The sequence below is a fragment of the Planosporangium flavigriseum genome, assembly GCF_011947225.1.
GTDB lineage: Bacteria > Actinomycetota > Actinomycetes > Mycobacteriales > Micromonosporaceae > Planosporangium > Planosporangium flavigriseum.
The window spans coordinates 278918-300130 of sequence record NZ_JAATVW010000004.1; the positions used below are offsets into that span (position 1 = coordinate 278918).

Consider the following 21213-nt stretch of genomic DNA (forward strand, 5'->3'; position numbering starts at 1 on the left):
GGTGGTTACCGGCCCGCCGCTCGCAGGGCGGCCCGGGCGTCCGCGTACGCGTGCAGCACTTCCCGTACGGGCGCGACCACCAGGTCCCGGGCCACTTCCTTGACCGCGTCGTGCAGGCGCGTGCGCACCCGCGTCCCGGCCCGTTGCGCGCCGAAGCGGATCAGCGGCCGGACCACGATGGACACCAGCAGGCCGGCCAGCAGGCCGCCGAACAGCAGCGCGGTCGCCAGCGGCAGCCGGCCGACGTGCGGGCCGGTCAGGTCGGGCAGCGCGAGGGCGAAGAACACGTACCGGACCGCCAGCCACAGCAGGCCGGCCAGCGCGGCGAGGGCGGCCAGCCACTGCACCGCGCCGACGACCCGCCACCACAGTGGTTGGCGGCCCATGCCGAGCTCGGCGCCTGCCACCGCCCGGTCCAACGCGTCGGGCAGGTCGTCGGCGCGGGAGCGCGCCGCGACGAGGAGCGCCGCCGGCCAGGGCTCGGGCAGCCCCGCGCCGGTCCGCTCGCCGAGAGCTCGCAGCGCGAGCCCGACCGCCGCGCGCTCGGCCGGTGCCGCCGGGGGCAGTGAGGTGGGCGCGACGACCTCTGCCTGCTCGGCTTCGCCGAGGTGCAAGCGCCGCAGCGGGTCCGGCCGTAGCCGGCGCAGCCAGCGCGACACCGGCCAGCCCATCGCGCCGACGGCGCGGTGCGTGTACGCCCGCTCGGCGGCGTCCGCGACGACCGGTACCCCGGCCGCGGCGGCCAGCGTGCCGGTGAGCGTGCGGATCGCCTCGCGGTCGACGCTGTGCTCGGCCGCCTCCGGACCGACCAGCGGCGCCAGGTCGGACACGACGCCGTCCACGTCGCCGCCGAGCCGCAGCAGCGCCGCCTGCCGCTTGGCGACCGTGCTCTCCAGCATCTCGCGCAGCGGTAGCGTCCCCGGCCGCTCCGCCGCCGACGTGGCGAACACCGGTACGCCGCCGAGCCCGTCGGCGACCAGCAGCCGCTTCAGGTCGTCGAGGCAGCGCTCGGCGTCGGCCGGGCTCAATCGGTCGGCCTGGTTGAGCACGACGGCGGTGACGTCACGGTGCCGGGCGAAGCGCGACAGGTACTGCTCGTGCACCACCCGGTCGGCGTACTTCTGTGGGTCGAGAACCCACACGACGAGGTCGACCAGGGACAACAGCCGGTCCACCTCGATCCGGTGCGCCTTCTCGACGGAGTCGAAGTCGGGCAGGTCGAGCAGGATGAGGCCGCGCAGTGTCCGCTCGTCGTCGCCGTCCAGGGCGCTCTCCCGCCGGAACCGCCTGGACGGGGGTACGCCCAGCCAGTCGAGCAGTTCGCCGCCGTGCTCGGGCCCCCACACGCAGGCGTGTGCCACGCCGGTGGTCGGACGGCGCACGCCGACCGGTGACAGCTGCAGCCGGGCCAGCGCGTTGAACAGGCTCGACTTGCCGCTGCCGGTCGCGCCGGCCAGGGCCACCACGCTGTGCTCACCCGACAGCCGCAGCCGCTCCCCGGCGTGGTCGACGACCGTACGGGCGCCCACCAGTCGCTGCTCGGGCAGGTGGCCGTCGACGGCGCGCAGAAACCGGCGCAGCGCCTCGACCCGTCCGGGAACCTCCGACGCACCGGGAGCGGTGTCGCTGCCTCGCAACATCTCCAGCATCAGTGCTGCACCCCGTCCAGCGTGAGCTGCGGCAGCCCGGTGCCCCCAGCTAGCGGCGTAGCGGCGCGCGCGGCCGTCACGTCCGCGGCGACCCGGCGCAGCCGGTCGGCGGCCGTCGGGTCGCCGCCGGCACTGTCGAGTACGGACAGGAAGCGGCCGGCCTCGCCGGCGAGCAGCTCGTGGATGCGCGTCGACAGGTCCTGCCGCGCCTTCTCGGCGAGGTCCCGGATCGCCTGGTCACCGAAGATCGCTTCCAGGACCTTCTGCGCGGCCACCGTCGTGCCGCCGGCCACCGCCACCTCGAGACCGGTCGGGATCAGCGAGGTGGCGACGAAGACGCCTGTCATCACCAGCAGGCCGGTGGCGTTGACCGCCAGCGCGCTGACTCGCGCGAACGCGCGTTTGTCGCCGGCCTGCGCGCGTACGAGCTCGAGCACGCCCCGCTGCCAGTCGCGTACCAGCCGCTCGGTGCGCTCGCGCAGGTCTGCCGAGGGTGCGCCCAGGTCGGCGCCCGCCGTCTCCAGGAGGCCGGCGCCGGCCGGGTGTACCCGCCAGGCCGCGACCGACCGCTCCGCGGCATCCGCGGCGGCGTTGGTCACCAGCGTGACGACTCCGGAACCCAGCGCCGCCTGCAGTCGCTCGCCCGGGTCGGGGCGGCCGGTCACCGCGGCCGTCAGCCGGTCGCGCAGCCAACCCACCCGCGCCTGCAGCCCGCGCATCAGCTCGCCGGTGCCCACGAGTTCCTGCCAACGGGCGAGGACTTCGCCCCGCAGCAGCGTGCCGTCGCGTACGCCCTGGTTGGCAGCTGCCTCGGCGTCTCCGTATGCGGCCGCCACTCCGGCGGCCAGCGTGGCCCCGACATTGACCTGCTCCTCGGCGGCCTCGGCGAGGTGATCGACGGCAGGGCCCAGCGCGGCGAGGGCTCCGTCGACGGTCTGGCGGACGACCGCGGACCGGGCGTCGGCGGACTTCGCCAGCTCCGCGAACCAGTTCCGCAGCGGCGACACGATCCGGTCCGGTAGCAGGCCCTGCGCCTCCAGCTGGGTTTCCGGGAGTACGAACAGGGGCGCCGCGCCCAGCTCGTTGGCGCGGAGCATGCCGGTCAGATGCGGCCCGATGGCGTCGGCGGCACCCGGCGGCACCCGGTCGAGGACGAGCGCGACGGCGGTGCCCCGGGTGCTCGCGTTGCGCAGAAGCTCCCACGGCACGGCGTCCGCGTACCGAGCGGCCGTGGTCACGAAGAGCCAAAGATCCGCGGCGGCGAGCAGTTGTACGGCCAGCGCACGGTTGGCGTCGACCACCGAGTCGATGTCGGGCGCGTCCAGGAACGCCAGGCCCGGCGTCAGCCCCTGGGCCGAGATGACCTGGAGGCTGTCATGCCCGGCCGGACGGTTGGTGGTTCGGACGAGCCCGGGAAGCAGGCGCGCCTCGGTGAACCACGGCGCGTCCTGGGGGTGGCAGACGAGAACGGGCGCCCGGGTGGTCGGGCGTAGGACACCGGCGGCGCTGACCGGCGCCTGTACGAGGCTGTTGACCAGCGTCGACTTGCCCGCTCCGGTCGAGCCGCCGACGACCACCAGCAGCGGTGCGTCCAGGCGTCCGAGCCGGGGGAGCAGGTAGTCGTCGAGCTGATCACGAATGGCGTCGGCGGCGCGGGTGGCCTCGCCGGCTTCGGGTAGCGCCAGTGGGTACCGGACACCGGCGATCGTCTCGCGCAGCGCGGTCAGACTGGTGATCAGTGCGCCGACGCCGGCCGGCTCGACAGCGCGGGGTTCAACGGAGGCTGGCTCGACAGCGGCGGAGTCGGCCGGCGCGGGCACCGTCGGCTCGCTCCGAGCGGCGGGAACGGCACCGGCCGGGGCGACGCTCGGTTCGCCCGCCGGCTGGGGCCGGCTGGCGCGCACGGTTGCCGGTTCGCCCTGCGTGGTCACGGGTCAAGGGTGCACGATCGCAGCCTCTGCCGACAATGCGGGGGTGCGTATATGTCGATCCTTTTGCCCGATTGTCCGCCGTCCAGCTGTTGCTGGCCGTCGAGTATTTGCCGCGGGTGTCGTTCAGATCACCGGATGGTGACTAGGCTTGCGCGAGGTTGGCTCAACCATGGCAGTATTGAGCCCGGTCCACTCAAGTTAACGACGGGGATGCCCCCTGGCCACTGGAGGAACGAAGAACATGGCACGTGCGGTCGGTATCGACCTCGGCACCACCAACTCGGTGGTCAGCGTCCTCGAAGGCGGCGAGCCCACTGTGATCGCGAACGCCGAGGGGGCCCGGACGACGCCGTCGATCGTCGCGTTCGCCCGTAACGGCGAGGTGCTCGTGGGTGAGGTCGCCAAGCGTCAGGCGGTGACCAACCCCGACCGGACCATCCGCTCGGTCAAGCGCGAGATGGGCACCAACTGGTCGATCGACATAGACGGTAAGAAGTACACCCCGCAGGAGATCTCCGCGCGGGTGCTCATGAAGCTCAAGCGGGACGCCGAGTCCTACCTCGGTGAGCAGATCACCGACGCCGTGATCACCGTCCCGGCCTACTTCAACGACGCGCAGCGGCAGGCGACCAAGGAGGCCGGCGAGATCGCGGGCTTCAACGTCCTGCGCATCGTCAACGAGCCCACCGGCGCGGCGCTGGCCTACGGGCTGGACAAGGGCTCCAAGGAGCAGACCGTCCTGGTCTTCGACCTCGGTGGTGGCACGTTCGACGTGTCGCTGCTGGAGCTCGGCGAGGGCGTCATCGAGGTGAAGGCCACCGCCGGTAACAACCACCTCGGCGGCGACGACTGGGACGAGCGGATCATGGACCACCTGGTCAAGACGTTCCGCGGACAGCACGGCATCGACCTGTCGCAGGACAAGATGGCGATGCAGCGCCTGCGGGAAGCGGCCGAGAAGGCCAAGATCGAGCTGTCCGCCGCGACCACGACCAGCATTAACCTGCCCTACATCACCGCTGGTGAGGCTGGTCCCCTGCACCTCGACACGCAGCTGTCGCGCGCCGAGTTCCAGCGGATGACCCAGGACCTGCTGGACGCCTGCAAGGGCCCGTTCGAGCAGGCGATCAAGGACGCGGGTATCCGCGTCGGCGACGTCGAACACGTCATCCTGGTCGGTGGCTCGACCCGTATGCCGGCCGTGTCCGATCTGGTCAAGCAGCTCACCGGCAAGGAGCCCAACAAGGGCGTCAACCCGGACGAGGTCGTGGCCGTCGGCGCCGCGCTGCAGGCCGGTGTGCTCAAGGGCGAGGTCAAGGACGTCCTCCTGCTCGACGTCACCCCGCTGTCGCTGGGCATCGAGACCAAGGGCGGCATCTTCACCAAGCTCATCGAGCGCAACACGACAATCCCGACCAAGCGCTCGGAGATCTTCACGACGGCCGACGACAACCAGCCGTCCGTGCTGATCCAGGTCTTCCAGGGTGAGCGCGAGATCGCGGCGTACAACAAGAAGCTCGGCACGTTCGAGCTGACCGGCCTGCCGCCGGCGCCGCGCGGCGTGCCGCAGATCGAGGTCACCTTCGACATCGACGCCAACGGCATCGTGCACGTGTCCGCCAAGGACCTCGGCACCGGCACGGTGCAGTCGATGACGATCACCGGCGGCTCGGCGCTGCCGAAGGACGACATCGAGCGGATGATGCGCGACGCCGAGTCGCACGCCGAGGAGGACAAGCGGCGCAAGGAGGAGGCGGAGACCCGCAACCTCGCCGAGGCGCTGCAGTGGCAGACCGAGAAGTTCCTGGCCGAGAGTGGCGACAAGCTGCCCTCGGAGGCCCGGGACGAGATCAACGAGGCGCTCGGTGAGCTGCGTGGCGCGCTCGGTGGATCCGACATCGAGAAGATCAAGCAGGCCCAGGAGAAGCTCGCCACGGTCTCGCAGAAGGCCGGCGCCGCGCTGTACGAGCAGCCGTCGGCGAGCGCGGGCGGCCCCGGAGCGGACGCGGGCGCCGGTGCGGCCGGCGGCGCGACCGGTGCGGGCGCGCAGGGGGCCAAGGACGATGTCGTGGACGCCGAGATCGTCGACGAGGACGACAAGCGGTGACCGAGAACCCCCGCCACACCGACGGTTCCCGGCCGGACGCGACCGAGTCGCGCCGGCCGGGCCCCGGCGACTCCGGCCGGCACGCCCAGAGCGGGGGTGTGCCGGCGGAGGCGGGACAGGAACGGGTCGTCATCCGGGACAAGCGGAAGATCAAAGTGTCTGACGGAAAGCACGCGAAGAGCACGACCACGGAAGCCGCCGGTGGCGAGGAGCAGGGCCAGAACGGGGTTGCCGAAGCGGCGCAGACCCAGGAGGGCACGCCGACTGCCGACGGCACGGGCAACCACGCATCCGGGGCGGCGGCGACCGAACCAGCGGACGAGCAGGCGGGGTCGGCGCAGCCGCTCGGTGCCGAGTTGTCGGCGCTGCGGGCCGAGCTTGACGAGCGTACGAGCGACCTGCAGCGGCTCAGCGCCGAGTTCGCCAACTACCGCAAGCGCGTCGAGCGGGACCGGGCGCTGGTGCAGGAGCAGGCGACCGGCAACCTGCTGACCGCTCTCCTGCCCGTACTCGACGATCTGGACCGGGCCCGTGACCACGGTGACCTGGTCGGTCCGTTCGGGACGGTGGCCGACCAGTTGGTCGCCGCGCTGTCCAAGTTCGGGCTCACCCCGTTCGGATCAAAGGGTGACCCGTTCGACCCGAACCGGCATGAGGCGGTCGCCCACCTCACGTCGGCCGAGGTCACCGAGCCGACCTGCGTCGACGTGATGCGGCGCGGCTACCTGCTGGGCGAGCGGTTGCTGCGTCCGGCGCTGGTCGCGGTCGCCGACCCCGAGTGATCAATTGTTGCGCCGGTCGCGGTGCCGCCACCCCTGGTACCGCGACCGGTGATCAGCTCAAGCAGGAGGCACCCCGGTGAGTTCCAAGGACTGGCTGGAGAAGGACTTCTACGCCGTCCTCGGCGTCGCCAAGTCGGCCTCCGCGGACGAGATCAAGAAGGCTTACCGCAAGCTCGCCCGTGAGCTGCACCCCGACCACAACCCTGGCGACAAGAAGTCCGAGGCGCGCTTCAAGGACGTCTCCGAGGCGTACGGCGTCCTCTCCGATGAGCGCAAACGCAAGGAGTACGACGAGATGCGCGCGCTCTTCGGGGCGGGCGCGTTCCGGCGTAGCGCCCGGGCGGGCGCCGGCGGTCCGGGCGGTGCGGGTGTCCCCTTCGACCTGTCCGACCTGTTCGGCGCTGACGCCGGGGCGTCCACGGGCGCCGGTGGCGACCGGCGGTTCGGCGGTGCCGGCTTCTCCGACCTGTTCAGCTCGATCTTCTCCGGCGGTGGGGCGGGCCGGCGGGGCGCGGGCCGCGGCCGGGACGTCGAAGCCGAGCTCACCCTGTCGTTCGCCGAGGCGGTCCAGGGCGCTACCATGCCGCTCACCCTGCGGACGCCCGGCGTCTGCGAGACCTGTCAGGGCAGCGGCGCGGCAAAGGGCAGCCAGCCGCGTACGTGCGCGGCCTGCCACGGTACCGGCCTGGTCACCAGCAACCAGGGTGCCTTCAGCTTCTCCGAGCCCTGCCGGGAGTGCCAGGGCGTCGGCAGCATCGTCGAGGACAAGTGCCCCGAGTGCCGCGGCACCGGCGGGGTCACCAAGACCCGTACCCTCAACGTCCGCATCCCGCAGGGCGTGAGCGACGGCCAGCGCATCCGGCTGTCCGGCCGGGGTGAGCCGGGTGAGCGCGGTGGCCCACCCGGTGACCTGTACGTGTTGATTCGGGTCAAGCGAGATGACATCTTCGAGCGCAAGGGTGACGATCTCGCGCTGACCGTGCCGGTCACCTTCGCCGAGGCGGTCTTCGGCACCGACCTTCGGGTCCCGACCCTCGACGGCACGGTGACGGTGCGGGTGCCGCCGGGCACCCCGAGCGGCCGCACGCTGCGTGTGCGCGGCAAGGGTGTCGTCACCCGTTCCGGGCGGGCCGGAGACCTGCTCGTCACCGTGGACGTGCAGGTGCCCAAGGACCTGTCCGAGCAGGCCAGGAAGGCGCTGCAGGAGTTCGCCGACGCGACTCCGCCGGCGCCGCGCGAGCGCCTCGACGCGGCGATCCGTCGGGCGACCGGTGAGAGCGGAAGGAGCCGGCCATGAGCGAGCATGTCGAAGAGATCATGATCGGTATCGAGTCCGACGACAAGGTGCTGCTCATCTCGGTGGCGGCCCGCATGGCCGGCATGCACCCGCAGACGCTGCGCCAGTACGACCGTCTCGGGCTGGTGCAGCCCGGCCGGTCGGCCGGCGGCGGCCGCCGATACAGCCCGCGCGACGTCGCGCTGCTGCGTGAGATCCAGCGGTTGAGCCAGGACGACGGGGTCAACCTGGCCGGAGTCAAGCGGATTATCGGCCTGGAACAGTTGGTCGCCGAACTGCAGGAGAGGCTGGCCGAGGCGCAGGAAGAGCTGGCCGAGGCGCGGCGGCGTATTGCCGAGCTGGAGGCGACGGCGTTCCCGCGCCGGGACCTGGTGCCGATGACCACCAGCCAGACGGCGCTGGTCGTGTGGCGGCCACGCCGCTGACGCGGCCGGCTGCCCGCAGGCCGGGTGCCGTGTCAGCCTATGCGGCGAGGGTTGCGCACGAGCCCGCCCTCGCACCACTCGTGGTAGTCGAACAGCTCGGGCCGGGCCAGCAGCATCCTGACGTTGTGCGCCCAGAAGCCGAGCGTCTCGTCGCCGTTCTGCTCGGCGTTCTCGACGAACTTGCGTAGCCGGCGACGCGGGTGTGCCCGGAAGTTGGTGCGCACACCGTCGGCCGCATAGATATACAGACAGTGCAGGGCGAAGCGGCGGGCCGGGCAGCTGCGGTCGGAGGCGATGTCGAAGAGCGTGCCGATGAGCCGGTCGCCGGAGACCAGCAGATCCCAGTCCGGTGGCAGGGTGTGGAGCAGCGTGACATCCGGGTGGTAGGCCCAGGCGCGCAGCTCTGCGGGAGTCGGATCGACGGGATTCGCGAAGCCGCGAAATGCCGCTGGTTGAAGGCTCACCGCTATCTCCTGTGGCCAGTCGGCTGCGTTGTGTGCTGGCAGGATCGGCGTCACCGTAGCTGGTCAGCGCCGGTCTATGGAAGGGCTGAAGGTGCGAGAGTGGCAGCACCGTCATGATCGGACATTCGAGCCATGGCCCGGTAGATTCCCGTGGCGTGACCAGCGAACCGATTCCACGCAACCGCGAGCTACGGCTGTCTGACGCCGACCGCGAGGGGGTGGTCGGGTGGCTCAACACCGCCCTTGCTGAAGGCCGACTCACCCTTGTGGAGTGTGCGGAGCGGGTCGACGCCGTCCTGCGGGCCAGGGCGTACAGCGAGGTGGAGCCGCACCTGGCCGATCTGCAGGTGCTGGCCGGCAATGCGCTGCTGATCCTTTCCGACGGGGCTACTGCCGACATCGACGACGTGCTGAAGGCGGCAACCTGACGGTGCGGCACCGGTACCGCTGCTGGCGTTGGAGCTGCTAGGTCGGCTCATTCCGCGATGGCCGGGTGTGGCCGTGTTCTCATGGCGGATCCAAAGTTGAGTTAGATAGACTCAACTCCGTACGCGGCATGCTCACCACGCCCGATGAAGTCCGAGGAGCCGATGAACGCCGAACGTCTGACCACCAAGAGTCGCGAGGTCATCAAGGCGGCTGTCGACAGCGCCGCCACCCACGGCCACGCCACGGTCGAGCCGTGGCACCTGCTGCTCGCCCTGCTGGACACCGGTGGGTCCACCGCCTCGGCGCTGCTACGGGCGGTCGGGGCCAACCCGGCTGACGTGCGTCGGGAGGCGGTCCGCGCGGTCGAGAAGCTGCCGTCGGCGCGCGGTTCGTCCGTGGCCGAGCCGAGTGTCGCGCGCGAGTTCGCCAACGCGATCGCCTCGGCCGAGCAGATCGCCCGCCCGCTGGGCGACGAGTACGTGTCGACCGAGCACCTGCTGGCCGGGCTGGCTCGCGTCGGTGGGGCCGTCGGCAGCGCACTGCGCCGCGTCGGCGCTACCGAGGAGAGCCTCGTCGCCGCGTTCCCGCAGGTCCGGGGCGGCGACCGGCGGGTGACCACGGCCGATCCCGAGGAGACCTACCAGGCACTGACGAAGTACGGCGTCGACCTGACCGACCGTGCCCGCGAAGGCAAGATCGACCCGGTGATCGGGCGCGACTCCGAGATCCGCCGGGTCATCCAGGTACTGTCGCGGCGTACCAAGAACAACCCGGTCCTGATCGGCGAGCCCGGCGTGGGCAAGACGGCGATCGTGGAGGGCCTGGCCCAGCGCATCGTGGCCGGCGACGTGCCGGAGTCGCTGCGCGACAAGCGCCTCGTCTCGCTGGACCTCGGAGCCATGGTCGCGGGCGCCCAGTTCCGGGGACAGTTCGAGGAGCGGCTCAAGAGCGTCCTGGAGGAGATCAAGAACTCCAACGGCAAGGTCATCACGTTCCTCGACGAACTGCACACCGTGGTCGGCGCGGGTAAGGCCGAGGGTTCGATGGACGCCGGCAACATGCTCAAGCCCATGCTGGCCCGTGGCGAGCTGCGCATGGTCGGCGCGACCACGCTCGACGAGTACCGCGAGCACATCGAGAAGGACCCGGCGCTGGAGCGGCGGTTCCAGCCGGTACTGGTCGGCGAGCCCAGCGTGGAGGACACCATCGGTATCCTGCGCGGCCTGAAGGAGCGCTACGAGGTGCACCACGGCGTACGGATCACCGACGGCGCGCTGGTCGCCGCCGCCGCGCTGTCCGACCGGTACATCACCGACCGGTTCCTGCCGGACAAGGCCATCGACCTGATCGACGAGGCTGCCTCCCGGCTGCGGATGGAGATCGACTCACGGCCCACCGAGATCGACGAGATCCAGCGGGCGGTCGACCGGCTCGCCATCGAGGAGATGGCGCTGGCCAAGGAGCCTGACGAGGCCAGCGCGCAGCGGCTGGAGAAGCTCCGCGCCGAACTGGCCGACCGGCGCGAGCAGTTGACCGCGTTGACCGAGCGGTGGCAGTTCGAAAAGCAGCACATCGCCGCGATCTCCTCCACCAAGGAGGAGTTGGAGCGGCTGCGCGGTGAGGCCGAGCGGGCCGAGCGCGACGCCGAGCTGGAGCGGGCGGCCGAGCTGCGCTACGGGCGCATCCCGGAGCTGGAGCGGCGGTTGACCAACGCCGAGCAGGAGCTGGCGGCGCTGCAGAGCGGCGGGGCGATGCTCAAGGAAGAGGTCGGCGCGGACGACATCGCCACCGTGGTGGGGGCCTGGACCGGTATCCCCGCAGGCCGGCTGCTGGAAGGCGAGACCGCGAAGCTGCTGCGGATGGAGGAGTCCCTGCGCGCGCGGGTCGTCGGGCAGGACGAGGCTGTCGCGGCCGTTTCCGACGCCGTGCGGCGGGCCCGGGCCGGTATCGCCGACCCCGACCGCCCCACCGGCTCGTTCCTGTTCCTCGGCCCGACCGGTGTCGGCAAGACCGAGCTGGCCAAGGCGCTCGCGGAGTTCCTGTTCGACGACGAGCGCGCGATGGTACGCATCGACATGAGCGAGTACGCCGAGAAGCACTCGGTGGCCCGCCTGCTCGGTGCCCCGCCCGGCTACGTGGGGTACGAGGAGGGCGGCCAGCTCACCGAGGCGGTGCGCCGCCGGCCGTACTCGGTGATCCTGCTCGACGAGGTCGAGAAGGCCCACCCCGACGTGTTCGACGTCCTGCTGCAGGTGCTCGACGACGGCCGCCTCACCGACGGGCAGGGGCGTACGGTCGACTTCCGCAACGCGATCCTGGTGCTCACCTCGAACCTCGGTTCGCAGGTCATCGCCGACCCGACGCTGACCGAGGAGCAGCGCCGGGACGCGGTCATGGCGGTGGTACGCGGACACTTCAAGCCCGAGTTCCTCAACCGGCTCGACGACATCGTGGTGTTCGCCGCCCTGGCCGGTGACCACCTCAAGTCGATCGTCGACATCCAGCTGGAGCGGCTGGCCCGGCGGCTGGCCGACCGCCGGCTCGAGCTCGACGTGTCCGACGGGGCGCGGGATTGGCTGGCGAGTAATGGGTATGACCCGATCTACGGTGCCCGGCCGCTGCGCCGACTCATCCAGACCGCGATCGGCGACCAGTTGGCGAAGGCGCTGCTGGGTGGCGAGGTCCGCGACGGCGACCGGGTGATGGTGGACCTGGCCGACGACAAGAGATCGCTAACGGTCCGAACCGCCTGACCGCGACGATCTTGGACACCGGCCGGACTGGTCGGTGTCCAAGACCTACCAGGAGGTGGGTTCATGGAGGAGCTGGAACGGGCTCTGCAGGAGCTGGAGCGAGCAGACGTGGTCGCGTTCGGGGGCGTCGGCTTCGCCGGTGAGGTGCTGTCGGTGACCAGGGCGTTCGACGCCATCGTCGAGCAGTTGTCCCCCGAGCTGCATCCCCGGTTGGACCGCCTCTTCGACCGGGCCTCCCCGGCCGGTCGGGTGTACGCGGCCGTTCTGCTGGGCCGGATCGATCCGGACGCCGGCCGGCACGCGTGGCAGCGGCTGGAAGGCGACCGTGCCCCGGTCGAGACGTTCAGCGGCTGCGTCAAGAACCGCACCACCCTCGCCGAGTACGCGGCCGCACAGAACGAGGGCAAGCCGGACTGATCCGGGGCCGGCCGGGAAGCGTCATCGCAGTGAACCCCTCATCCGGGCCGGCGGACTGGCATCAGTGGCCGCCACATCCGGTCGGCGCTCCCGGGCCCGGGCGGCCGCCCCGGCCGTGGACCGTGTCGGTCGCGTCCGCCCTGCTCGTCGCTGCTGCGGTGGTTGCCCTGCTGCCGCTCGTCTCGCTGGTGTACGACCTCGTCCACTTCGACGACGTGCTGCGCCGCGCCGCCGAGCGGACGGCGGCCAGCCCGCAGGAGATCAGCCAGGAGCGCAGCGCCAACCGGATCGTCAGCGCTGTGGCGATCGCCGTCGTGCTGCTCACCTCGGCCGCTCTCTTCATACCCGCCCTGTGGCTGCGCCGCGGCAGCCCGGTCGCCCGGGCGTTTAGCTGTGTCGCCGGCTCGGGCGCGGCGCTCTGCTGCTGCGGCGGGTACGGGCTGAGTCTGGCCGCGCAGAGCTCGCCGAGCACCAGTGAGCTGCAGGCGGAGGTGACCCGGCTGTCGGCGCGGGAGACGCCGGCGTGGGTGCCGCTCATGTCCCTACCCGCGGTACTGGTCGTACCGCTGGCGATCACCGCTGTGGTGCTGCTGCTCCTGCCGCCGTCCAACCGCTTCTTCCGGCAGCCGCCGCCGGCGCCGCCACCACAGCCGTACGGCGGCTACTACGCATATCCGGCGAACCATCCCGAAGAACCGACCAACCCGCCGGACTCGCCGGATCACCCGCCCGGAAATCCGCCGCGCGAGTAGAGGGTCGCGCTTCCGATCTAGAGCCGATACCGTGTCCGCCGGGGCACTTCGGACCCGAGGAGACGTTGATGGCCTATGCTGCCGCGCCAGCGGAGCCGAAGAGGCGACCGGCGGTCGTGACGGTCGCATGCTGGCTGCTCTACCTGGCCGCCGCCGGTCAGGTGCTCTCGGCGGTCGTCACCTTCAGTCAACTGGGGACGACCAAGCGGGTGTACGACGAGGTGTTCGCCAAGACGTCCGTCACGGGTGCCGCGGAGATGTCGGTGGCGATCATGGCCGCCTCCGCGATGATCGCCGTGGTCTTCGGGATCGGGTACGTGGTGCTGGCGATCCTGAACGGACGGGGCAAGAATCCGGCGCGAATCGTCACTTGGGTCCTGGCTGGAATAGCCATCTGCTTCTCAGGCTGTGGCCTCGCGGCGACCGCCATCGGGGCGAGTGATTTCGGCGGAAGTAGCGCGAACAGCGACGTCCCGAGCGCGCAGGAGATCCAGCGGGCGCTCGGCAACGCGTGGCCCGGGTGGTACGAGCCGCTCGTCACGACCCTCGGGATCATCTCGCTCGCCGCGCTCGTCACCGCGGTGGTCCTGCTCGCGCTGCCGGCGGCGCATGACTTCTTCCGCAAGCAGCCCGAGGCCGGGTGGGAGCCACCGGCGCCGTCGGTCCCGCCGGTTCCGCCGCCGACCGCCTGAGAAGCACGACGAACCCGTCAGCATCGCCGAGCTTGAGGAGAAAACCGTTGACCAAGACCGCCCTGGTCACGGGCGCCACCGCAGGCATCGGCGGGGCGTTCGCGCGTCGGCTCGCCGTCGAGGGGTACGACCTGGTGCTCGTTGCCCGGGACGAGGCGCGCCTGGCGGCGTTCAGTGCGGAACTCGCTGAGCGTCACGGCGTGACAGTGGTGCCGCTGGCCGCTGACCTGTCCACGGTCGAGGGCTGCGAGCGGGTTGAAGCCCGGTTGGCAGTCGCAGACAGTCCGGTCGACATGTTGGTCAACAATGCCGGAATCAGCCTCAATACGCCCTTTCTGCGCTCGACGGTGGAGGGTGAGGAGCAGTTGCTACGCCTCAACATTCACGCGGTCATGCGGCTCACCCTCGCGGCACTTCCGGGAATGGTGGAGCGGCGTCGGGGAGACATCATCAACGTGTCGTCGGTCGCCGGTTTCGGCACACCGATGCCAGGCTCGACCTACTCCGCGAGTAAGGCATGGGTGACGAACTTCAGCCAGTCCATCGCGGAGTCAGTCCGGCCAACACGCGTCCGGGTAATGGCGCTCTGCCCCGGCTATACCCGTACTGAATTTCACGATCGTGCCGGTATAAACATGTCGAAGATGCCGGAGTGGCTCTGGCTGAGCGCTGAAGAGGTCGTTCGGGATGGCCTGCGGGATCTGCGGCGTGGAAAGATCGTCAGTGTGCCGGACTGGAAGTACAAGGTCGCGGTCTTCGGCCTGCGCCACCTGCCCCAAGGGCTGGTGCGAACCGTGTCAAAAGACGCGCGCGGCCGTATCTGACCAGTAAATATTTTGCGAAGCATGCATTGAAATAACGTATTTCGGGTATATCGGACTCCCGTAGCAGCTGATCGTGGTATCTGACTTCAGAACCACCAGAAAGCGATGCACCTCACAACGATATGCGTAACTATCCGGCGTGTCGTTCGTGTTGTGGTGGCCCCGACTGCCACCAACTGGAAGAATGTGATTGCCGGAATAGCGGGGCGTTCGTGTCCATCGAACGCGTGACCAGTACGCTTTTCAACATGACCGAACGCGACGACCTCGGTAAACTCATCACTGAACTGGCTGTGGTAAACGGCCGCGTGACCTTGTCTTCGGGTGGCGAAGCGGATTTCTATGTTGACCTACGCCGGATCACCCTTCACCACGCGGCTGCACCGCTGGTTGGAAGAGTGATGCTCGATCTCGTCGCGGACTGGGAGTTCGACGTCGTGGGCGGGTTGACGTTAGGGGCGGATCCCGTCGCCACGGCTATGTTGCACGCGGCCGCTGTGCGTGGCCGGGCGGTGGACGCGTGCGTCGTGCGCAAGGCTGAGAAGGTCCATGGCCTGCAAAGGCGGATCGAGGGCCCGGATGTGGCGGGACGCCGGGTGCTCGTCGTTGAAGACACCTCTACTACCGGAAAAAGCGCTATGGCGGCGGTGGAGGCGTTGCGGCAGGCGGGAGCCGAGGTGGTGGGCGTGGCGGTGATCGTGGATCGCGGAGCGGGGGATGTGGTGCGGTCCGCAGGACTGAACTACCGCTCAGCATTCTCGCTGGCTGACCTCGACCTTGCGGTCTGAAAATTTGTCGATTCGTTTCTGCGATATGCAGGCGGGTCGATGCTGTTGGTGGAAGGATGGATTTCGTGGGAACTGCTCTGGCCGAGATGACAATGCCTCAAATTTCGCCGCTTGCCGGCGAACCGATCGACCGTGCTGACGCCGAGCGCCTCGCTGGGGTGCTCAAGGCGCTCGCCGACCCGGCCCGACTCAGGCTGCTGAGCCTGATTCAGTCGGCGCCGGAGGGCGAGGCCTGCGTCTGTGACCTGACCGCGCCGCTGGGCCTGTCCCAGCCGACGGTCAGCCATCACCTCCGCATCCTGACCGAGGCTGGACTGCTCGAGCGGGAGAAGCGGGGCGTGTGGGCGTTCTACCGGATCGTTCCGGCTGCGATCGGGACGATTGCCGATCTGCTGACGCCGCCGCGTAAGCGCGCTACCAAGAAGTCCGCGCGCTGAATGAATACGGTCCCGGCCCCGTGAGGGGACGGGTGTGAACTACAGCGATGGAGATCCGCGCGACCAGCTCACTCATGTGGGGAGCGAGGTGGTTCGCGCGGGTCTCGTCGTCGGCTCCGGCGGTAACCTGTCGGCCCGGGGGCCGGGCACAGAGGACTTCTGGGTCACCGCCGCTGGCGCCTGGCTGGATCGTCTGGAGCGCTCCGCGTTCGTACGCGTCCGCACAGCGGACGCCAAGATAGCTGCGGACGCCTCTCATCCGCCGACCTCCGAGCTGCCGCTGCACCTCGCCATCTATCGCCGCCGCCCCGACGTGGCGGCGATTGTGCATCTGCACCCGCAGGCGGTGCTGCTGCTGGACGCGCTCCGCGAACCGATCCGGCTGGTCACCACCGACCACGCCTTCTACCTGCGCCGGATCGTGACGACTCCGTTCCGGCTGCCGGGCACGGCCGAGCTGGCCGACGAGGCCGCAGCCGCCACCGCCGACGGTACGAACTGCGTGATCCTCTCCCACCACGGTTGCTCCGTGCTGGCGGACAGCGTCGAGTTGGCGCACAAGCGGGCGCTGTACCTGGAAGAGGCCGCCCGGCTGACGTACCAGGCACTCGTGCTGGGGCGGGCCGACGCGTTGCCCGCCTGTCCGCCCGAGTTCCTTCGGGCGGTTGAAACAGGTACGCAGACCACCGCCTGACCACGTTACGTATGGTGACGACAAGCGGCGCGTGAAGTCAGTGCCCTACCTGGCAACGGTTGTGTCGACCGCACCTTGCGCTCTCCTTGAATATCCATAAGCTTGCGCCTGGGGCAACCTTCTGAGCTGGGGGAACCGTGCATCGACGGCGCAGCTTGCACGTGCTTGAACCAGGTGGTCGGTCGATGCGTGGGCCGCTCACGCTCGGTGCGGTGGTCGTGCTCGTCGCCGTAACATTCGTCGCTTTCCGTGTGGTCTCTGCCCAGGCGAATGGATGTAGTGGAAGCGTTCGACTGAGCATCGCCGCCAACCCTGATATCTATCCCGCCGTCCGGGAGGCGGCGGCGCGGTGGGTCGACACGAACCCCAAGGTCGATAACGACTGCATACACATGCAGGTGAACCCGGTACCCGCAGCCGACGTCGCGAACGCCCTCGCGGTCCGGGCCGGCGGCGGGGCGCTGATCGACGTGGCGGCCAGGCCGGCCCCGACGCCGGCTGATGACGAGGTGCCGGCGGTGTGGATCCCGGACTCGGTGTCCTGGGTCGGCCGGGTCCAAGCGATCAGGCGCGACGTGTTCGAGTACGACGTGACGTCCGTCGCGATGAGCCCGGTTGTCCTCGCGATGCCGGAGACGCTGGCCCGGACGCTCTCCGGAGGAAGCTCCCACAAGCTGACGGCCGAGGAGTTCGCCGGCCTGCTGCAGCGATCACTGCGCGACAAGGAACCGAACGTCCAGGTCGGCATCGCGGAGCCGCGCCGGGACGCGGCCAGCCTGGCCGGCGCCGTCCTGATGTACGACGCGGTGCCTACCGGCCCGGCCCAGTTGCCGGCGCTGATCGGGGCCTACCGGGGGATCAGCGTCGTCCCCGACCGGGCCGCCCTGCTCCGGGTCTTCGACCGGAGTCAGGCGATCGCCCCAGTGGCTGAGCAGGCCATCCTCGCCCCCGACGCCGCGTCGCAGCGGCCGCCGTTCACCGCGGTCCCGCTAGCGGCCGCTATCGCCCTGGACTATCCGTACGCGGTGGTGGCGGGCAGGCCGCGGGCGGTCGCGCAGGCCGCAGCACAGTTCCGGGCAGCGCTGATGTCGCGCGGTTACCGCGACATCCTGACCAAGGCCGGCTTCCATGATCCGGGTAGGAGCGCCAACCAGGGCCTCTCGATCGGTGATGGCGGCCCGGCCAATCCGGTGACCGGCAATTCGTTGGCCGACGGCAAGAAGATCACGGACGTGCTCGCGATCTGGAAAAGCGCGCGGACCCCTTCGCGGATCATCGCTTTCACCGACGTGACCGCCGTGATGGGCCAGCCCGCGGCTCCGGGAGCGCTGACCCGGCTGGAAATCATGCAGCAGGCCCAGCTGGACGGGCTAAAGCTGATCACCGACGACAGCGAGGTCGGGGTCTGGACATTCGCGTCGGGGCTGCCCGGTGGAAAGGACTACCAGGAGATGGTCCCGGTGGGGCCGCTCGACGCCGTTCAGCGCGACCGGATCAATCTCGCTGTGGCGACCAACCGGCCGGTCGCCACGGACAGCCGTGGGCTGTACGAGTCGGTGCTTGCGGCGTACCAGGTCGCCACGGACGGCTGGGACGAGAGCCGGTCGAACATGGTGCTGGTGTGCACCGGCGGCGGCAACACCAAGCCCGGCGGGCTCAGCCTCGACGGCGTCCGACTCGAACTGGAGAAGCTGGCGGATCCGGCGAAGCCGATCCGGCTGGTCGTGGTGGGTCTAGGCCCCGACGTGAACCTTGACGAGCTGGCCACGTTCGCGAAGACCGCAGGCGGGAAGGCATTCAAAGCCGAGCGCCCGGAGGAGATCGGTGAGATCTTCCTCCGGGCGCTGCTTCGCGGCTGACTCCGCAGGCGGTGACGGCCGGGCGGTCAGATGTCGTCGCGCCGCGCCGCGGCGGTCGCCTCGTCACGCGGGGGCGTCGCGATGGTCCGGGCGTTGCGGCGACGCTCGGCGTATCCACGACCCACCTCGATCATGATCGGGAGCGCCGAGAGGAACACGATCAGGAGCGTGACCGGGATGATGTAGCTGTCGATCTTCTCGGGCGGGATCACGTTGGTGATCTGCTTGGCCAGCGCCCACCCGGCGAGGATGATCCCGTCGGTCCACAGGACGCCGCCGATCACGTTCCAGACGAAGAACTCCCGCGCGGGCATCCGCAGGACGCCGGCGACCGGGTTGAGGAACGTTCGCACGATCGGGATGAAGCGCGCCAGCACGACCGCCTTCGCCGGCCCGTACTTGTTGAAGTAGTGCTCCGCCTTGTCGACGTACTCCTGCTTGAACAGCCGCGAGTTGGGCCGGTTGAACAGGGGCCGGCCGTAGCGCGCGCCGAGCCAGTGCCCGAGCTGGGCGCCGGTGATCGCGCAGATCGGAGTGACCAGGAGCATCCAGCCCAGCGAAAGCCGGATACCGACGATCTCGTTGGCGACCGGGGAGGCGGCGATCCCGGCCAGGAACAGCAGCGAGTCACCGGGCAGGAAGAAACCGACCATCAGGCCGGTCTCGGCGAACATGATCACCCAGATGCCGATCAAGCCGAACGTCTTGAGGAGGCCCTTGGCGTCGAGGGGATTGAGTGAAAGGGTGTCGCTCAGGGCGCGCGTCTTCTCAGCGGTATCCACGAACGAACAGGCTACCGGGGTAGCGCCAGTGGTGCCCCTGGCCCACGCAGGATCTTCACACGCTCGTGGGATCGGTCGCGCCGACCCGCCGCCCGCCATAACCGCTGCCGTACGGTCTGCTTTTCGTGGCAGGTCCGGGTGAGCCGGGCATAGCGTGGAACGCGTGGCGGCTGACACGCTCAGCCTGAGCGACCCGTACACGGTGCCGACGAAGTACTGGCATCGACTGGCCGACGGCAGAATTCAGTGCGATGTCTGCCCCCGCGCCTGCAAACTGCGCGAGGGCCAGCGCGGGTTGTGCTTCGTCCGCGGGCGTGTCGAGGATCAGGTCGTCCTCGCCAGCCACGGGCGTTCGTCGGGGTTCTGTATCGACCCGATCGAGAAGAAGCCGCTCAATCACTTCCTGCCCGGCTCGTCGGTGCTGTCGTTCGGCACCGCGGGCTGCAACCTCGCCTGCCGCTTCTGCCAGAACTGGGACATCTCCAAGTCGCGCGAGATCGACACCCTGACCTCCGCCGCCTCGCCGGAGATGCTGGCCTCCACCGCCGAACGCCTCGGCTGCCGCAGCATCGCGTTCACCTACAACGATCCGGTGATCTTCATGGAGTACGCGATGGACGTCGCGGACGCCTGCCGGGAGCGCGGGATCAAGGCGGTGGCGGTCAGCGCCGGGTACATGAACCCGGACGCGCGCACGGAGTTCTACCAGCACATGGACGCGGCCAACATCGACCTCAAGGCGTTCACCGACTCCTTCTATCAGAAGATCACGTTCTCGAAGCTGCCCGTGGTGCTGGAGACGCTGGAGTTCCTGCGCGACACCGACGTCTGGTTCGAGATCACGACCCTGCTCATCCCCGGCCACAACGACTCCGACGCGGAGATCGCGGAAGAGTGCGCGTGGCTGGCCGACCACCTGGGGTTGGACGTGCCACTGCACTTCACGGCGTTCCACCCCGATTTCAAGATGCGCGACGTACCGCACACACCGCCCGCGACGCTGAGCCGGGCCGCAGCGCTAGCGCGCGAGCACGGACTGCGCTACGTCTACACCGGCAACGTGCATGACCCGGCGGGACAGACCACGATCTGCCCCGGCTGTGAGCGGCCGGTCGTCATGCGCGACTGGTACGTGATCAACGGCTACGGCCTGACCGACGACGGCCGGTGCGCGCACTGCGCGACCTCGGTGCCGGGGCGGTTCGACGGACCGGTCGGCTCCTGGGGCTCCCGACGGGTACCGGTGCGGTTGGGCCTGTGATGCCGTCCGGTCGCCGAGCCGTGCGGACCGCGGTGCGCCAGCCGGCGGTAGCCGGGTTGTTCTACCCGGCCGACCCGCGCGCGCTCGCCGCCCTGGTCGACGAACTGCTGGACAGCGTCGAGGTGCCGGCTGGCGACGTGCTGGCCCCCGCGTACGTGGTACCGCACGCCGGCTACCGGTACTCCGGCTTGACGGCGGCGCAGGTGTACGCGCGGCTGCGGCGCCACGCTCCCGAGGTGACCCGCGTGGTGGTGGTCGGGCCTGCGCACCACACACCCCTGAGCGGTTGTGCGGTCTCCGGAGCTCAGCAGTGGCGTACCCCCTTGGGCGAGTTGCCCGTCGACCCGTACGCCGACGCCCTGGCTGCCGCCGGGTACGTGGTTGTCGACGACCATCCGCACGCCCCCGAGCACTCCATCGAGGTGCAGGTGCCGTTCCTGCAGCGGGCGCTCGGCGAGGTGGCGCTGCTGCCGATCCTGGTCGGCGAGACGGGCGTGGACGAGGCAGCGGCCACGATCGCCGCGGCGATCGAACCGGACCCGGCCGGCACGGTCGTCCTGTGCAGCACAGACCTGTCCCACTACCTTCCGGACGAACGGGCGCGGGAGCAGGACTGGCGCACCGTACGGGCCGTGCTCGACCTGGCGCCGGAGCGCATCGGGGCACGCGACGCGTGCGGCGTTTTCGCCCTGCGGGGGCTGGTCGGATGGGCCAGGCGAACCGGTCTCGGCGCCCGGCTGCTCGACTATTCGACCAGCGCCGACGCCACCGGGGACCCGACGAGGGTGGTCGGTTACGCGGCGCTCGCCTTCGCCTAGTAACTCCTTCGCCTAGTAACTCCTTCGTCGAGGGCCTCTTGCGTGGATCCAG

The 21213-nt window shown here is 70.0% G+C and carries 20 protein-coding genes; 16 read left to right on the top strand and 4 right to left on the bottom strand.

Going from position 1 to position 21213, the window contains the following annotated elements:
• Positions 1-5: 5 nt before the first annotated feature.
• The gene (locus tag HC028_RS08365) at positions 6-1649 is read right to left on the bottom strand and encodes a GTPase (RefSeq protein WP_168074862.1); all 1644 of its coding nucleotides are present in this window, start codon (positions 1647-1649) and stop codon (positions 6-8) included.
• Entirely contained in the window at positions 1649-3580 is a 1932-nt protein-coding gene (locus HC028_RS08370) for an ABC transporter (protein WP_203981135.1), read from the bottom strand. The genes HC028_RS08365 and HC028_RS08370 overlap by 1 nt, the downstream gene beginning before the upstream one ends.
• Before the next feature lie 241 nt (positions 3581-3821).
• Between HC028_RS08370 and dnaK the strand changes: the two genes are divergently transcribed.
• The 4 genes from dnaK to HC028_RS08390 all read left to right on the top strand — a co-directional run bounded on the left by dnaK (position 3822) and on the right by HC028_RS08390 (position 8191).
• Entirely contained in the window at positions 3822-5687 is a 1866-nt protein-coding gene (gene dnaK, locus HC028_RS08375; protein WP_168074871.1) for a molecular chaperone DnaK, read from the top strand.
• Entirely contained in the window at positions 5684-6469 is a 786-nt protein-coding gene (gene grpE / locus HC028_RS27465) for a nucleotide exchange factor GrpE (protein ID WP_168074873.1), read from the top strand. The genes dnaK and grpE overlap by 4 nt, the downstream gene beginning before the upstream one ends.
• A 76-nt stretch (positions 6470-6545) precedes the next feature.
• Complete coding sequence (gene dnaJ / locus HC028_RS08385; protein WP_168074875.1) at positions 6546-7766, top strand: molecular chaperone DnaJ; 1221 nt, start codon at positions 6546-6548, stop codon at positions 7764-7766.
• The gene (locus tag HC028_RS08390) at positions 7763-8191 is read left to right on the top strand and encodes a heat shock protein transcriptional repressor HspR (RefSeq protein WP_168074877.1); all 429 of its coding nucleotides are present in this window, start codon (positions 7763-7765) and stop codon (positions 8189-8191) included. The genes dnaJ and HC028_RS08390 overlap by 4 nt, the downstream gene beginning before the upstream one ends.
• A gap of 32 nt (positions 8192-8223) precedes the next feature.
• On the opposite strand, the gene HC028_RS08395 is transcribed toward HC028_RS08390, so the two are convergent.
• Complete coding sequence (locus tag HC028_RS08395; protein ID WP_168074879.1) at positions 8224-8655, bottom strand: hypothetical protein; 432 nt, start codon at positions 8653-8655, stop codon at positions 8224-8226.
• A gap of 155 nt (positions 8656-8810) precedes the next feature.
• Between HC028_RS08395 and HC028_RS08400 the strand changes: the two genes are divergently transcribed.
• The 10 genes from HC028_RS08400 to HC028_RS08445 all read left to right on the top strand — a co-directional run bounded on the left by HC028_RS08400 (position 8811) and on the right by HC028_RS08445 (position 18300).
• Complete coding sequence (locus HC028_RS08400) at positions 8811-9083, top strand: DUF1707 SHOCT-like domain-containing protein (RefSeq protein WP_203981134.1); 273 nt, start codon at positions 8811-8813, stop codon at positions 9081-9083.
• A 162-nt stretch (positions 9084-9245) separates the two neighbouring features.
• The gene (clpB, locus tag HC028_RS08405; RefSeq protein WP_168074883.1) at positions 9246-11837 is read left to right on the top strand and encodes an ATP-dependent chaperone ClpB; all 2592 of its coding nucleotides are present in this window, start codon (positions 9246-9248) and stop codon (positions 11835-11837) included.
• Between the two features lie 63 nt (positions 11838-11900).
• Positions 11901-12254, top strand: a complete 354-nt coding sequence (locus tag HC028_RS08410) for a hypothetical protein (protein WP_168074885.1) — start codon at positions 11901-11903, stop codon at positions 12252-12254.
• A gap of 29 nt (positions 12255-12283) precedes the next feature.
• The gene (locus HC028_RS08415; RefSeq protein WP_168074887.1) at positions 12284-13006 is read left to right on the top strand and encodes a hypothetical protein; all 723 of its coding nucleotides are present in this window, start codon (positions 12284-12286) and stop codon (positions 13004-13006) included.
• A gap of 68 nt (positions 13007-13074) precedes the next feature.
• Positions 13075-13698, top strand: coding sequence for a hypothetical protein (locus HC028_RS08420; protein WP_168074889.1), 624 nt, complete (start codon positions 13075-13077; stop codon positions 13696-13698).
• Positions 13699-13745: 47 nt separating this feature from the next.
• Positions 13746-14522 (top strand): SDR family NAD(P)-dependent oxidoreductase, encoded by a 777-nt coding sequence (locus HC028_RS08425; protein ID WP_239075252.1) that lies wholly within the window; start codon positions 13746-13748, stop codon positions 14520-14522.
• 248 nt (positions 14523-14770) lie between these two features.
• Positions 14771-15310 carry an orotate phosphoribosyltransferase gene (gene pyrE / locus HC028_RS08430; RefSeq protein ID WP_168074891.1) on the top strand — a complete coding sequence of 180 codons (540 nt, stop codon included), beginning with the start codon at positions 14771-14773 and terminating at the stop codon, positions 15308-15310.
• 56 nt (positions 15311-15366) lie between these two features.
• Positions 15367-15747, top strand: coding sequence for an ArsR/SmtB family transcription factor (locus HC028_RS08435; RefSeq protein ID WP_168074893.1), 381 nt, complete (start codon positions 15367-15369; stop codon positions 15745-15747).
• 34 nt (positions 15748-15781) lie between these two features.
• Positions 15782-16441, top strand: a complete 660-nt coding sequence (locus HC028_RS08440; RefSeq protein WP_168074895.1) for a class II aldolase/adducin family protein — start codon at positions 15782-15784, stop codon at positions 16439-16441.
• A gap of 185 nt (positions 16442-16626) precedes the next feature.
• Positions 16627-18300: a substrate-binding domain-containing protein gene (locus tag HC028_RS08445; protein ID WP_168074897.1), complete on the top strand. Its 1674-nt coding sequence runs from the start codon at positions 16627-16629 to the stop codon at positions 18298-18300.
• Between the two features lie 26 nt (positions 18301-18326).
• On the opposite strand, the gene HC028_RS08450 is transcribed toward HC028_RS08445, so the two are convergent.
• Positions 18327-19082 (bottom strand): DedA family protein, encoded by a 756-nt coding sequence (locus HC028_RS08450; protein ID WP_239075251.1) that lies wholly within the window; start codon positions 19080-19082, stop codon positions 18327-18329.
• A 163-nt stretch (positions 19083-19245) separates the two neighbouring features.
• Between HC028_RS08450 and amrS the strand changes: the two genes are divergently transcribed.
• Positions 19246-20343: an AmmeMemoRadiSam system radical SAM enzyme gene (gene amrS / locus HC028_RS08455; protein ID WP_203981133.1), complete on the top strand. Its 1098-nt coding sequence runs from the start codon at positions 19246-19248 to the stop codon at positions 20341-20343.
• Positions 20344-20363: 20 nt separating this feature from the next.
• Complete coding sequence (amrB, locus tag HC028_RS08460; RefSeq protein ID WP_168074901.1) at positions 20364-21161, top strand: AmmeMemoRadiSam system protein B; 798 nt, start codon at positions 20364-20366, stop codon at positions 21159-21161.
• Positions 21162-21213 lie beyond the last annotated feature (52 nt).